This window comes from Streptomyces sp. NPDC051555 (assembly GCF_044454405.1).
Lineage (GTDB): Bacteria > Actinomycetota > Actinomycetes > Streptomycetales > Streptomycetaceae > Streptomyces.
In genome coordinates this window covers 621,344-635,058 of sequence record NZ_JBITDP010000001.1, presented here as the reverse complement: position 1 = coordinate 635,058, position 13,715 = coordinate 621,344, and the positions used below count along the sequence as shown (strand labels likewise).

Annotated in this window: 12 protein-coding genes; 6 read left to right on the top strand and 6 right to left on the bottom strand. The window is 74.5% G+C overall.

The window, feature by feature from the left end:
* Positions 1-19: 19 nt before the first annotated feature.
* On the top strand, positions 20-874 hold the full coding sequence (locus tag ACIBEA_RS02685; protein WP_399257138.1) for a carbon-nitrogen hydrolase family protein: 855 nt from the start codon (positions 20-22) through the stop codon (positions 872-874).
* A 19-nt stretch (positions 875-893) separates the two neighbouring features.
* Here the strand turns inward: ACIBEA_RS02685 and ACIBEA_RS02680 are convergent, their stop codons facing one another.
* Together ACIBEA_RS02680 and ACIBEA_RS02675 are read right to left on the bottom strand one after the other, a co-directional pair.
* Positions 894-4,040, bottom strand: coding sequence for a helix-turn-helix domain-containing protein (locus ACIBEA_RS02680; RefSeq protein ID WP_399257136.1), 3,147 nt, complete (start codon positions 4,038-4,040; stop codon positions 894-896).
* A gap of 170 nt (positions 4,041-4,210) precedes the next feature.
* Entirely contained in the window at positions 4,211-4,654 is a 444-nt protein-coding gene (locus ACIBEA_RS02675) for a MarR family winged helix-turn-helix transcriptional regulator (protein ID WP_399257134.1), read from the bottom strand.
* A 175-nt stretch (positions 4,655-4,829) separates the two neighbouring features.
* On the opposite strand from ACIBEA_RS02675, the gene ACIBEA_RS02670 reads away from it, so the two are divergent.
* On the top strand, positions 4,830-6,338 hold the full coding sequence (locus ACIBEA_RS02670; protein ID WP_399257132.1) for an MFS transporter: 1,509 nt from the start codon (positions 4,830-4,832) through the stop codon (positions 6,336-6,338).
* Between the two features lie 7 nt (positions 6,339-6,345).
* Here the strand turns inward: ACIBEA_RS02670 and ACIBEA_RS02665 are convergent, their stop codons facing one another.
* The gene (locus ACIBEA_RS02665) at positions 6,346-6,939 is read right to left on the bottom strand and encodes a HutD family protein (protein WP_399257130.1); all 594 of its coding nucleotides are present in this window, start codon (positions 6,937-6,939) and stop codon (positions 6,346-6,348) included.
* A gap of 112 nt (positions 6,940-7,051) precedes the next feature.
* The gene (locus tag ACIBEA_RS02660; RefSeq protein WP_399257128.1) at positions 7,052-8,803 is read right to left on the bottom strand and encodes a carbohydrate binding domain-containing protein; all 1,752 of its coding nucleotides are present in this window, start codon (positions 8,801-8,803) and stop codon (positions 7,052-7,054) included.
* A 305-nt stretch (positions 8,804-9,108) separates the two neighbouring features.
* On the opposite strand from ACIBEA_RS02660, the gene ACIBEA_RS02655 reads away from it, so the two are divergent.
* Both ACIBEA_RS02655 and ACIBEA_RS02650 read left to right on the top strand, forming a co-directional pair.
* A complete protein-coding gene (locus ACIBEA_RS02655; RefSeq protein WP_399257126.1) occupies positions 9,109-10,017 on the top strand; it encodes a RimK family alpha-L-glutamate ligase in 909 nt (302 codons plus the stop codon).
* Positions 10,014-10,823 (top strand): RimK family alpha-L-glutamate ligase, encoded by an 810-nt coding sequence (locus tag ACIBEA_RS02650; RefSeq protein WP_399257124.1) that lies wholly within the window; start codon positions 10,014-10,016, stop codon positions 10,821-10,823. Before ACIBEA_RS02655 ends, ACIBEA_RS02650 begins: the two co-directional genes overlap by 4 nt.
* Before the next feature lie 58 nt (positions 10,824-10,881).
* Here ACIBEA_RS02650 and ACIBEA_RS02645 read toward each other — a convergent pair whose 3' ends face one another.
* Positions 10,882-11,571: a GNAT family N-acetyltransferase gene (locus ACIBEA_RS02645; protein WP_399257122.1), complete on the bottom strand. Its 690-nt coding sequence runs from the start codon at positions 11,569-11,571 to the stop codon at positions 10,882-10,884.
* A 64-nt stretch (positions 11,572-11,635) separates the two neighbouring features.
* Here ACIBEA_RS02645 and ACIBEA_RS02640 point away from each other — a divergent pair, with 64 nt between their 5' ends.
* Both ACIBEA_RS02640 and ACIBEA_RS02635 read left to right on the top strand, forming a co-directional pair.
* On the top strand, positions 11,636-12,373 hold the full coding sequence (locus ACIBEA_RS02640; RefSeq protein WP_399257120.1) for an SAM-dependent methyltransferase: 738 nt from the start codon (positions 11,636-11,638) through the stop codon (positions 12,371-12,373).
* A 43-nt stretch (positions 12,374-12,416) separates the two neighbouring features.
* A complete protein-coding gene (locus ACIBEA_RS02635; RefSeq protein WP_399257118.1) occupies positions 12,417-12,782 on the top strand; it encodes a DUF6204 family protein in 366 nt (121 codons plus the stop codon).
* Here ACIBEA_RS02635 and ACIBEA_RS02630 read toward each other — a convergent pair.
* Entirely contained in the window at positions 12,697-13,653 is a 957-nt protein-coding gene (locus tag ACIBEA_RS02630; RefSeq protein WP_399257116.1) for a DMT family transporter, read from the bottom strand. The two genes, ACIBEA_RS02635 and ACIBEA_RS02630, sit on opposite strands and share 86 nt — an antisense overlap.
* Positions 13,654-13,715: the final 62 nt, after the last annotated feature.

Genomic DNA, 13,715 nt, shown 5'->3' with positions numbered 1-13,715 from the left:
TCGGGTAGTCTGGTGGTCCATGGATGATCTTCATGGCCTTCCCGCCGCCCCGCTGACCGTCGTCGCGGGCCAGGCCGCCTGCGCCGCGCTGGATGTCGCCGCCAATGCCGCCACCGCGGCCGATCTGGTCCGCCGCGCCGCCGACCGGGGCGGTGACCTGCTGGTCCTGCCGGAGCTCTTCCTCACCGGCTACGAGCTGTCGGGCATCGCCGCCGACCCCGCCCGGCACGTGCCGGTTCCGGGGGACTCCCGGCTGGACGTACTGGCCGCCGCCTGCGCCGCGACCCGTACCGCAGTGGTCGTCGGGGCCCCCGCGCGGGACGCCGGGACCGGGGAGCTGCGCATCTCGACCCTGGTCCTGGGCCGGGACGGTCACCGCGCGGCCCAGTACGACAAGCAGCACGTCACGCCCGGCGAGCGGGCCGCCGGTTTCGGCGCGGGCCCGCGCGGGTGCACGCTCTCGCTGGACGGGTGGCGCCTCGGGCTCGGCATCTGTTGGGACTCCGGCTTCCCGGAGCACGCCCGCGCGGCCGTACGGGGCGGCGCCCACGCGTACCTGGTCGGTGCGATGTTCGGCCGGGGCGACGGCGAGCGCCAGCTCGCCACGGTGTTCCCCGCCCGGGCCCTGGACAACACCAGTTACGTCCTGCTCGCCAACCACTGCCGCCCCAGCGGCCCGTACGACGGCTGCGGCCGCAGCGCGGTCTGGAATCCGGACGGCACCCTGCTCTGCGACGCCGGTACCGATGACCCCGGGCTGGCCGTCGCCCGCCTCGACCCGGCGGTGCTGGCCGGGGCCCGGTCGCAGGACCCCGTCCTGGTCGACCCCTCGCTCGAAGCCCCCGTCCTCCCCCGGAGCGGCGGCGCGCTCTGAGGCGCCACCGGCGAGGCCGTCACTCCCAGGGCGCGCTCCGCGTCCCGTCCGGTTCCAGGCCGTGCGGCCAGTTCACCGTGTGCCATCCCCACAGGATCGCGTCCCTGGCCAGGCCCCGGTCGGCGGCCAGCCGGGCCAGGCGCTCGGCGTCCTGCCATGCGCCGGCTTCCTCCCGGCTCACGACGATCCGGCTCAGGGCGTCGCCGGGTCTGTTCGCCGCTTCGAGGTCGGCCGCGAGGAGGGCGAGGCGCTCGGCCTCCTGGTGCTCGCCCGCCCGCTCCCGCTCCAGCGCGAGCTCCCGCAGCGCTCCGGTGCGGCCTCGGTCGGCGGCCAGGACGGCCAGGCGCTCGGCCTCCTCGGCCTCGCCCGCCCGGGCCCTGTTCGACACCAGGCGGTCGAGGGCCTCGCCGGACCCCCCGTCGCCGGCGGCCAGGACGGCGAACCGTTCGGCCTCCGCCCGGTCCCCGGCGGCTTCCCGCAGCTCCGAGAGCCGGGCCAGTGCACGGGTGACGCCGTGGTCGGCGGCGAGCCGGTAGAGCCCCTCCGCCTCCTCCTCGTATCCGGCCCGCTCGCACATCTTCGCGACGGGGACCAGCGACCACGCATGACCCTGCTCGAAGTCCAGCCAGTAGAGGCGCAGGGCGCGGTCCCAGTCACCGGCCCGCTCGCGCCGCTCCGCGAGATGGCCGAGACCTCCGCTCTCCAGGGCGAGCCGTTCGGCCTCCTCGAACTCTCCGTCCTCCTCCCGCAACGCGACGAGCTTGTAGAAGCCGTGGCCGTCGCCGCGGTCGGCGGCGAGCCGGTAGAGCCGGTCGGCGTCCCCGCGCTCGCCCGCGTCCAGGCGCCGGCCCGCGATGAGGGACAGCACGCGGGGGTTGCCGTGGTGGGCGGCCAACCGGGCGATGCGCTCGGCCTCGTCCCGCTCCCCCGCCTTCTCCCGTCGGTCCGCGAGGCCCATCAGGGCCTCGGGGTGGTGGGCCCGCCGGTCCGCCAGCAGGGCGAGGCGCTCCGCCTCGTCCCGGTCCCCGGCCCCGTCCCGCAGGACCGACAGCCACTGCAGGGCGGTGGGGTGGCTCTGCTCGGACGTCAGCAGCGCCAGGCGCTCGGCCTCGTCCCGGTCCCCCGCCTCCTCCGCCAGCCGGGTCAACCAGGTCGTGGCGCGCGCGGCGCCGTGGTCGGAAGCCAGCCGATAGAGGCGGACGACGTCGGCCCGTGCCCGCGCCTCCTGCGCCTCGTCCTGCACGCCGTTGGCGCAGTACCCGCCCGGTCGGCCGTAGCGCAAGGAGGAGTGGAGGGATGCCCCGCTCCAGCGGAGACCGCCGGGCGTCCCCCGCTCGCGCGGCCGGAACGGCGGGAACACACCGCCCGGTGCGGCTGCCCGGCCGGCGGAACCGGGAGGGGCGGGCCGGACGGCGGAGGGGAGGCGGTACCCGCGTCCGAGGTCCTGCTCCCGCTTCTGGGCCAGCTCGTACAGGCAGAACGCGTCGCCCCGATCGGCGGCCCGCCGGTACAGCCGTTCGGCCTCCGTGCGGTCCCCGGCCGCTTCGTGCTCGGCGGCGAGCTTCGCGAGCGCGTGACCGTGTCCCAGTTCGGCCGCCCGTACGGTGAGGTGGTGCGCCCACCGTGAGCGGCAGCGGTCACCCGCGGCCCCGGCGAGGCGGTAGACGTCCTCGGCCTCGGTGAGGTGGTCGTGGGCCGCCTGCCAGAACGACTCCGGAGGGCATTGCGCGTGGCCCTCGGCGCGCCCGTGCTGTTCGAGGTAGTCCGCGAGCCGGTAGCGGGGCCCGCTCGGCGCCTGCGCCGGGAGCGCCGCGGGGCCGGGCGCACCCGACGGACCGGTCGTGCGTCGAAGGGGGCGCGGCCGGACCCGGCGCAGCGGGGCCAGGTTCCCGTGCACGGGCTCGGCGAGACGGGGATAGGCGTGCTGGTCCCAGCCGTCGGCGAGGGCGTCGTACTCCCCTTCGGTGAGGTAGTCCGCGACGGCATCGGTCAGGAACGCGCCCGGCAGGTGCGGCCCGACGCCGAGCCGTCGGGCGTCCATCGCCGCGCGCAACAGCGCCCGCTCGGCGGGACCCGCGGCCCGGTAGCGGTGCAGGAGTTGGGGAGCCCCGGCCAGCTGCTGCGTCAGGTGCCCGTCGCTCACCAGCGCCAGCGAACGCGCCAGTTGTACGTCGCCCGCCGCGGCCAGGACGGCGGCGGCGTCCAATGCCTCCTGGTCGAACGCGTCGGGCACGACGACGATCCGCCCCTCCAGCAGCTGTCGGACCTGTCCGGAGGGACCCGGGCCGGGCTGCGCACCGGGCAGGGCCGCGTACGCGCGGGCGTAGTCGGGCCACAAGGTGGCCAGGACCAGGACCGGGGCGCGCCGCGGATCGCCGAGCAGGGTCCGCAGCGCGGCGGCCACCCGCTCGCCGGTGGCGCCGTCCGCGCCCAGGTAGTGCTGGGCCTCGTTCAGCCAGACCACCGTGCGCGGCGCCACGCGCTCGATGTCCGCCAGGGCGGCCCCGGCCCGGGACGGGTCGTAGGGGTGCCACAGCCTCCATCCGTGCCGGGCCAGTGGCCGGACCGCTTCCCAACAGGCCCTGGTCTTGCCCGTCGAGGACGATCCCACCAGCACCACCATCGCGCTGGTTCCTCCGGCGGCCGTGTCCACCGCCCGCCGCAACACGGCGTCGTGTTCCCGGCGCACGTACCCCGGCAGGGCGCCCGAGCCCGCCGCTCCCCTGCTGCCGGGACTGCGCAGGCCGACGGGATCGGCACTGGGGTGCACCTCCAGGTCGATCGGATCGCACTGCGCGATCGGCCGCCCCACCCCGACCGGGACGGCGCCGGCGTCCGGTGGTTCCCCCGGCCCGACCCCGACCCCGACCCCGGCCCCGACCCGGGCCCCGGCCCGTCGGCGCAGGTCCAGCAGCGGGTCCACGGGGAGGCGCAGCGGCTTCGCCAGGGCGGCCACGACCCTCCCCGACGGTGGCTCCGCGCCCTTGAACGCCTCGTACAGGGTGGTCCGCCCCAACCCGGCCCGCGCGGCCCACTGCGTCATGCTCAGGCCCGCCTTGTCGCGGCCGTCCAGCAGGCGCGCGCGGAGTTCGGCCAGGGCGGCCGGCCGCCGCTCCTCGTCGTGGTCCTCCAGGGCGGCGCCGTCCTCGTCCCGCGGCTCCACCACGCTCCCCCACCCGGCTGCCGGTGTCCGACGTCGTCCATCTTCGTCCGCCCGGACCCCGCTGGGCACGGGTTCGCGAAAAGTGGCCTCGACCGCACGGGACCCCGGCGGAGTCGACTTCGACGACAGGCCCTGGTCCGGCACCCCCGGCCAGGGCACCGGCGGGCGGCCGTTCAGAGCGCCTTGCTCTCCATCGTCGGGCGCAGCCGCGCCAGCAGGGCGTAGAGGGTCGCGCTCTCGTCCTCGTCGAGGGTGTCGAGCGCGCCGTGCGTGGCCTGCATCTCCTCGCGCACGCGCCGGATGATCTCGCGGCCCGCGTCGGTGGCCACGACGTTCTTGACCCGGCGGTCGGCGGGGTCCGCCTCGCGCCGGACGAGTTCGCGGGCCTCCAGCCGGTCGACGATCCCGGTGACGTTGGATGCGTCACACACCAGCAGGGTGGCGAGCCCGCGCATCGGGACCGGTTCGTCGAGCTGGGCGAGGGCCTTGGCCTGGGTGGAGGTGAGGCCGTGACGGGCCGCCGCGGCGGCGAAGTCCCGCCACTGGGCGGTGGCGATCGCGGCGAGGAGCTCCAGCAGCTGGAGCTTGGCGGGCGAGGGCGGTGCGGTGGCGCTCATGCCTGGAGTGTACTCGGAGTGCTTGATGTCATCAATCATTTACTTGACGTCCTTAACTATCCAGGTCTAACGTCATCCCCCTGACCAATTGCTTGATGCACTCAAACATCTGTGGTCTGAAGCGAATCTGAGTGAAACCCCAGCGTTCTGAAGCCATGAGAAGGTCCTGCCAGCCATGAGCACCCCCGCATCCGCCCCCGCTGCCGCCGGGCAAAGGAACGAGACGGTCATCGTCTTCGCCCTGAGCCTCGCCGCCATGGTCGTGTCGATGATGCAGACCCTGCCCGTCCCGATCCTGGGTCTGATCCGGACCGATCTCGGTACGTCCACCGCCAACGTGAGCTGGGTGACCACCGCCACCCTGCTCTCCGCCGCGGTCTTCACCCCGCTGCTCGGCCGCTTCGGCGACCAGCACGGCAAGAAGCCGACCCTGATCGCCGTCCTCGGCGTCATGGTCGTCGGTTCCGTCATCGCCGCGCTGGCGACCTCGCTCCCGCTGCTGATCCTCGGCCGCGTGCTCCAGGGCGCCGCGACCGCGATCTTCCCGCTGGCCCTGTCGGTGCTGCGCGAGGAGGTCCGCCCGCAGAAGCTCCCCGGTGCGATGGCCCTGGTCAGCGGCACCCTCGCCTTCGGCAGCGGGCTCGCGCTCGTCGCCACCGGCCTGCTCACCTCGGGCAAGGACGCCGACTACCGCAACGCCTTCTGGATGGCGACCGGCTTCGCCGTCCTCGCCCTGCTCGCGGTCCTCTTCCTCGTCCCGGCCACCCGCCACAAGACCGGCGGCCGCACCGACATCCTCGGCGCGCTGACCCTCGGCATCGCGCTGCTGCTGCTCCTGCTGCCGATCTCCCAGGGGCACGAGTGGGGCTGGTCCTCCGGCCGCACGCTGGGCAGCTTCGCCGGCGCCGTGGTCATGGGCGCCGTGTGGGTCTTCACCGAGCTGAAGGTCCGCGAGCCGCTCGTCGACATGCGGATGTTCGTCCACCGCCCGGTCCTCATGGCGAACCTGGCCGGCATCCTGGTCGGCTTCGGGATGTTCGCGAACTTCCTCGGCGTCTCCTACCTCGTGCAGATGCCCGAGGCGCTCACCGGCTACGGCTTCGACGCGTCCATCCTGCGCGCCTCCGTCCAGTTCCTGCTGCCCGGCGCGATCGTCTCGCTGCTCGCCTCCCCGGTCGGCGGCCAGCTGGTCCGCCACCGCGGGCCGCGGATCGCCCTCGCCGTGGCCGCCGCGCTCGGCGCCGTCGGCTTCGGCTGGCTGACCCTGGACCACGAGCACGCCTTCTCCGTGATCGGCGCCGGGATCGTCGTCGGCGCGGCCGTCAGCTTCGGCTACGCGTCCATGCCCGCCGTCATCATGGCGAGCGTCCCGCACCACCAGAGCGGCATCGCCAACGGCATCAACTCCATCTCCCGCTCCACCGGCAGCGCGATCGGCAGCGCCATCGTCACCACGATCCTGGCGTCCAAGACGATCGAGCACCTGCCCGCCGGGGTCCCGCCGCTGCCCGCCGAATCGGGCTTCACCCTGACCTTCGGGATCGGCGCCGTCGCCTTCGCGCTGGTCGCGGTGATCAGCTGGCTGGGCCTGCGCGGCAACACCGGACCGCGCGTGGTCGAGGCGAGCGCGCCGCGGCTGCAGAGCGTGCCGACGAAGACGCCCGAGGGCGCCGACGCCGTCTGACCCCGCCCTACCCCACCGGTGCGAACCGGACCACCGCCGCGCGGCCTTCCGCGCTCAGGTGCAGGACGCCCTGCTCGCCACCCGTCGCGAGCAGGGCGTCGTACGTTCCCAGCCGGACCCGGTCGAGGTGCGGGCCGGCGAGGGTCGCGGCCCCCTCCAGCGCCACCACGAGCAGTACGTCGCGGACCCCGGTCGGGCAGCTCAGGGCGAGGTCGCCGCGCACGACGGCGACCTCCGCCCGCGTGGTGGCCCTGCGGTACATGACGTTGAAGTTCACGACGGGTCCGGCGAGCAGCCGGCAGTCGGTGGCCACGTCCCCCGGGAAACGCTGCGGCGCGAAGCATTCGTCCACCGCCCGGCGCACCCCGTCCACGGTGAGGTCCATCCCGACCCCCTCGACGACGGTGAGCGTCCGGTCGATTCCGGGGAACGCCGAGAAGGGGCCGTCGGCGGCCACCTCCGCGAGGCTGACCCGCCACCCGAAGTCGCCGGGGCCGGGGGCCCCGGCCGCGATCTGCCGGGTGACTCCCCCGCCGTTCTTCCAGGCCTCGGCCGTCCGGTCGGCGGCCCGCAGGATCCGTACGTCACGTTCGCTCGTCATGGTGATCAGCATGCCCTGGGCCGGGGCGCCCGAGCGGACCGGTCCGGCGCGCGCAGCGGCGGCCGCGCCCCCCGGTCACCCCGGTGAGCGCGGCCGCCGTGCGCCGGTCCGTTCAGCCGACCGCGAGATCGTCCCCGTAGACGGCCCCTTGGCCGTACCAGCCGTGCAGGAACACCGTGACCGTGCCGGAGGCCCCGGTGGTGAAGGGGACCGACAGCTTGGTCCAGGCCGCGGAGCTGGTCCACGTACTGGCGCCGGCCCCACCGCGCACGCCCAGGTAGGCGTAGCTGCCCTGGACCCATCCGCTCAGCGTGTACGTGGTGTTCGGGGTCAGCGTGAGGGTCTGCACGCACTCCCCCGTCCGACCGGTGGTCGGCGCCGTCCTCAGGGCGTACGAGCCCCCGTGCGCCGGGGTCGCCACCACCGCGCCCCCGCTCTCGCAGGTCCACGGAGCGAGCGCGCCGCTCTCGAACCCGCCGTTGACCAGGGCTCCGCTGCCGCCGCCCGGGCCGGAGACCGTGAGGGTGAAGGTCGTGGAGTGGCCGAGCTGACCCGCCGTCCCGGTGACGGTGATCGGGTACGTGCCCGGCGCGGCCGAGGCCGCGGCGGTGACGGTGAGCTGCGCGGAGCCGCCCGCCGTGACCGAGCCGGGGGCGAGCGTGGCGCTGACTCCGGCCGGGGCCCCGGTCGCGGTCAGGGTGAGTGTCTTGGCGTTGCCGGAGGTGACGGCCGTGCTCACCGTGGCCGTGGCCGTGCCGCCGGGGGCGACCGACGCCGAGCCGGGGGCGACGGCGAGGGAGAAGTCGTCCGCCACCGGTCCGCCGCCGCCGGTGAAGGGCGCGAAGGTGTGGGTGAAGGACCAGGGGTCCTGGACGATGCCCGAGCAGGTGTCGGAGCCGCCGGTGCCGGGGCAGCCGCCGTTGTCGCGCTGGAGGGCCCAGAAGGAGAGCGTGTTGATGCCCTTGCCGACGGCCCAGTTGTAGACGGCGGTCGCGTCGGCGGTGGTGAAGGTCTCGGCGGCCCCGAAGTCGTCGATGCCGGGCATCTCGGTGACGCCGATCATCCCCCAGAGCTGGGCGGGGGTCTTGGTCGGGTAGAGGGTGGCGAGCTGGTTGTAGAGGCCGGTGGCGGCGGTCCGGGTGTCGGCCGCCATGTCGTGGCTCGCGTTGTCGTAGTAGTCGAAGGTCATCAGGTTCACGACGTCGACCTGCGCGCCCGCGGTCTTCGCGCTCTTGAGGACGGCCAGCCCGCTGCTCGCGAGACCACTGGTGGTGGTGGGCAGGGTGTAGGAGACCTGGAGCGGACGGCCGCTCGCCGCGGCCCAGTCCTGGACCTTCTTGATGGCCTGGTTGCGACGGTCGATGCCGGCCTTGTTGGTCAGCGAGTTGTCCTCGATGTCCATGTCGAGGCGCACCATGTCGTAGGTGGTGATCACCTTTTCGTAGGCGGCCGCGATCGAGTCCACGTTGGTGCAGCTGTCGGCGATCTCGGTGCCGCCGTTGTCGGCGGCGTACCCGCCGAAGGACGGGATGACGTCACCGCCGCGCGAGCGGATGGTGGCGAAGTCGGAGCCGAAGACGGAGGCGGAGATCGGCTGGCCGGTCGAACCGTTCCAGTAGGGGGTGCACGATCCTTTGGCCTCGGTCTGGACGAACGCCATGGTGAGGTACTTCGCGCCGGACTTCTGGGCGAGGTCGGCGGGGCTGTCGTTGGAGTACGCCTCGAAGTAGGGGGCGAAGACGTGCGCCGGCAGCGGGGTCGCGGCGGCGTGCGCCGCCGAGTCGGCCGCGAGGACGAGGCCGGCGGAGGCGGTGAGCGTGCAGAGGGCGGCCAGTAAGGCGCGCAGGGACCTGGGGCGTCTCATCGTTGCTCCCGGTGGGGCGTGAGCGAGCGAATGGGCGGACGCCTCATGATTGGTCTGGACCAACAGCCGGTCAAGGGTCCAGACCACTTCATTCCCAAGGGTTTGCCGATCCGGCCAACTCCGCTCCGCACGGCGCGTCTTGGCGGACGAACCGGGATGCGGGGCCCCTTACCGGGACGGGATCCACACCCCCCGGGAGCCGGGAACAGCCCACCGATGCCGGGCTCGTGGCGGTTCATGACATCCTATGACGTCACAACTCGCCGGGCCGGACCGGTCGATGTCCGGGCAGACAGGGAAGGTCGATGAGGCTCTGCTTTCTGGTGGAGGAGCAGTACCGCCATGACGGCATGCCGAACGAGGTGATCGGGCAGCTGACCTCGTGGGGCCACCACGTGGACGTGGTGCGGTCCGGTGGTTCCCTCCTGCGCATGACCGAGACGGTACGCACGGGCACCCACGACGCGTGGGTGCTCAAGACCGTGTCCGGCGGCCCCGGGCTCACCCTGCTCGAAGCCGCCGCCGGGGCCGGGATGACCACGGTGAACGACGCCCGCGCGATCCGGGGCGTCCGGGACAAGGCCCTCGCCGCGGCCTTGGGCGCCAGCCGCGGGCTGCCGCTGCCGGCGACGTACGCGGTGGCCCGGCCCGAACTCCTGTTGGAGATACCGGACGCGGAGTACCCGCTGGTGGTCAAGCCCGCCGACGGCAGCTCGGGCCGGGCCGTGTACCTGGTGTCCTCGCCGGACCGGCTGGCCGCGATGCTGCCGGAACTCGCGGGCGAGGGCATGCTGATCGCGCAGCCGTACGTGCCCAACGCGGGCACCGACATCAAGGTGTACAGCGTCCGCGGCGAGCTGTACGCGACCGAGCGCCGCTCGCCCCTGCACCCCGACCACGCGGTACGGGAGAGACGCGTGCCGCTCTCCGCCGAAGTGGCCGCGATAGCCGGGCAGGTGGGCGCGGTGTACGGGCTGGACCTGTACGGGGTCGACGTGATCCTCGGTCCGGACGGGCCGGTGGTGGTCGACGTGAACGACTTCCCGAGCTTCCGCCAGGTGCCGGACGCCGCGGCCCGGGTGGCCCGGGCCGTGCTGGAGCTGGCCCGGGCCGGCGCGGCGGGCTCCGCGGGCGCCGGACCACGACCCGTGATCCCGGCGCAGGCGGCCGCGTCGACGGCGCCCCTGACCGCCACGGCCGGCGAGGCGCTGTGAGGATCGGCCTGATCACCCCCGAGCCCGGACATCCCCTGCTGGCCGGGGCCACCGCCCTGCTCGCCCCCGAGCACCGGGTCGAGGCCCTGGACCCGGGCGTCGCGACGCGGCTGCCGGGGCCGCCCGCCGACGTCTACCTGCTCAAGTCCCGCACTCCGCGGGCCCTCGCCCTCGCCCGCGAGGCCGAGGCACTCGGGGCGCCGGTGATCAACTCGGCGGCGGCCACCGAGCTGTGCCAGGACCGTACGGTGATGGCCGGGCTGGCCCGTGGGGCGGGTCTGCCCTTCGCCGCCACCCGGGCCTACGCCACCCTCGCGGAACTGGCCTCGGGTCCGCCGCTCGCGGGACCCGTCGTGGTCAAGAGCCACCACAGCCGCCGGGGCGATCTGGTCGCCCGGGTCGACGACGGGGCGCGGCTGGCCGCGCTGGCCGACCAGTGGCCGGCGGAACCGGTCGTGGTGCAGGAGTTCGCGCCCAACGACGGCTGGGACCACAAGCTGTGGGCGATCGGGGACCGGGTCTTCGCGGCGCTGCGCCGCTCCGAACTCTCCCCCGGCGGGCGGGGCCCGACCCTGCCGCTGCCCCTCGACGAGCTGCCGCCGGGCTGGGTCGAGCTGGTCCGCGCGGTCGGCGAGGTCTTCGCGCTGGACGTCTACGGGGTGGACGTCATCGCCGCCGAGGGGGGCGGGGAACCGCTGGTCGTCGACATCAACGCCTTCCCCGGCATCCGGGGCCAGTCCGGCGCCCCCGAGGCCCTGGCGGCGCTGGCCCTGCACCGCGGCGCGCACCGCACCGCCACCCGCTGATCGCGGCCGGCGAGGCCCCGCGGTCAGTGGGGCCAGCGGGGCCGGGCGTCGGGGCCGGTCAACGGCCCGGGACCGGCGGCTCAGCCGGCAGCCGCCGTACCGCCCCCGACCACGGCGCCACCGCTCGCCCGCCGGCGCAGCCGCTCGCGACCCCGGGCCAGTCGGTCCGCAGGATCGAGTACTGCGCCGAGTCGCGCGGGCTGCCGTCGGCGCCGAGGAAATGGGCCCGGCGCACTCCCTCGAAGGTCGCGCCCAACCCTTCGATCGCCGCGCGCGAGCGGAGGTTGCGGCGGTCGGCCTGCAGGGAGATCCGGTGCACCTTCCAGGTCTCGAAGGCGAGGGTGAGCAGCAGCAGTTTGGACTCGGTGTTGATGCCGGTGCGCTGGGCCCAGGGCGCCGGCCAGGTGGAACCGATCGAACCGGCGTCGGGGATCCCGTCGGGATCGACGTGTCCCGGGCGCGGCGGCCACACGCCCGCGCGCCAGTACTCCAGTTCGCGCAAGCGGGTCGATCCGGCGATCTCGCCGTCCCCGGCCCGCCGCACCGTGTAGGTGGCGGCCAGTCCGGCCGCTCCGTCCAACAGCGCACGGTCGATGTAGCGGTCGACCGCGGCCCGGTCCACCGGGACGTAGGTGTGCCGGAAGGTCGTACGGTCCTCGGTCGCGGCGGCCAGCAGCCCCGCGCGGTGCTCGGGGCCGATCGGCTCCAGCCGTACCAGGCCACCGTGCAGCGGTATGGATTCATGCATGTGCACATGATCCACCGGAGCTAATTCGGATGCGGAGGGGGCCGTCGGGTGTGAGGGTGCGGCCATGAACCGCGAAATGATCTCCCGCATCGCCCACGCCCACCACCCGATCAAGGCCCCGCTCGACGACGCGTCGGTGCGGCGCCTGCTGGAGCACGGCGTCGCCCGTGAGGACGCCCGCCTGCTCGACCTGGGCTGCGGCCCGGCGGAGTGGCTGCTGCGCGCGCTCGCGGCGCATCCGGGGATCCGGGCCGACGGCGTCGACGTATCGCCGGAGGCGCTGGAACAGGCCTCCGCCGCGGCCCGGGAGCGCGGCGTGCAGGACCGGCTGGTCCTGCACCAGCAGCCGGCCGCGGACTTCACCGCGCCGCACTCCTTCGACCTGATCCTCAGCATCGGCTCCACGCACGCCTTCGGCGGCCTGCTGCCCACCCTCGACGCGGCGGCGGAGCGGCTGGCGCCCGGCGGGCGGGTGCTGATCGGCGACGCCTTCTGGGACCGCGAGCCGTCCCCGGAGGCCGTCGAGGTGCTCGGCGAGTACGAGGACCTCGCGACCACCCTGGACCTGATCGGCGCGGCGGGCTGGACGCCGGTGCTCGGGCACGTCAGCACCCGCAGGGAGCTCGACGACTACGAGTGGACCCTCTGGGGCACGCTGGCCGAGTGGGCGCTGGACCACCCGGACGATCCGGACAGCGCCCAGGCCCTGGCCACGGCCGCCGAACGCCGCTCGGAGTGGCTGCGCACCTATCGGGACAGCTTCGGCTTCCTGACCCTGGTGCTGCGCCGGACGGCCGGGTGAAAAGGTGGTGCGACCCCCGCGGGCCCCGCCCTAGAGTCGAGGGATGAGCACTCGCACCTTCCGCATCACCGTCCGCGGCGCCTTCGACGGGCTCACCTCCGAGCAGCACGCCGAGCTGGTCGCCCGCGCGCCCGAGCACGACATGCTGCGGGCGGAGTTCACCGCCGAGGGCCACCTGACCTACGACATCGCCGCCCGGCCGTTCTTCACCTTCCGGTTCCTGGAATCGGGCGAGAAGGAGGAGGACATCCTGGACGCGGGTGCGCGGGCCGAGCTGGCCGCCGAGGCGTGGCTGGCGGAGCGCGGCTACGGCTTCAAGAACATCACGTCCCAGTCCCAGGACCTCTCCCTGGCTCCGCTGGGCAAGCGCGGGCGGCGCGCTGCGGCGGCGGCGCTGTCGACCGGCTGACCGGCGGCCGGCCCGGGGCCGGGCGCCCGAGCAGGATCCCGACCAGGGCCAGCAGGAGCCCGCACAGCTGCCGGGGGGCGAGGCTCTCCCCGGCGACCAGCGTGCCGAGCAGGACGCCCGTCACCGGGTTGAGCAGTCCGACGAGGCCGACGGTGGCGGCGGGCAGCCGGCGCATGCCCGCGAACCAGGCCGCGAAGGCCACCGCCGTCGCCGGCACGGCCGTGTAGCCGAAGCCGAGCAGGGCGGGTCCGTCCACCGCGGGCGGCCCGCCCTCGACGCCGACGGCCAGTGGCAGCAGGAGCAGGCCGCCGCCGACGAGCTGCCAGGCGGTGGAGGCGAGTATCCCGGGCGCCGCCGCCCCGTCCGCCTGGTACCAGCGCTTGGCGAGGACGAAGCCGAGGCAGGACATCACCATCGCCGCCGCCGCGGCGCACGCGCCCAGCGCGTCGACGGCCGTGTCCGCCCCGAGCAGCATCAGGGCGACGCCGGCGACGCCCACGCCGGCCGCCGCCAGGTGGCGCGGGGCGGGGCGCTCCGCGGTGAGCGGCCAGGCGATCAGCATCAGCACCAGGGGCGCCGCCGCCATCACGGTCGAGGCCACGCTGGAGGGCAGGCGCTGGGCCGCGAGGTAGACCAGGGCGAAGAAACCGCCCATGTTGAGGGTGCCGAGCAGCAGCGACTTCCACCACCAGGATCCGCGCGGCAGCGCCCGTGCGACCGCGAGCAGCAGCAGGCCTGCGGGCAGGGCCCGGATCGCCGCGCCGTACAACGGTTGGCCCGCGGGCAGGAACGCCTGGGTGACGTAGTAGTTCGCGCCCCAGGCCACCGGTGCGACCGCGGTCACCAACGACCACCGCAAGGTATCTTCCATGGAAGTCACTTTACCTTCCGAGGAAGGTATCTTGGGAGGGTGCAGCACGAGAATCCCGCGGA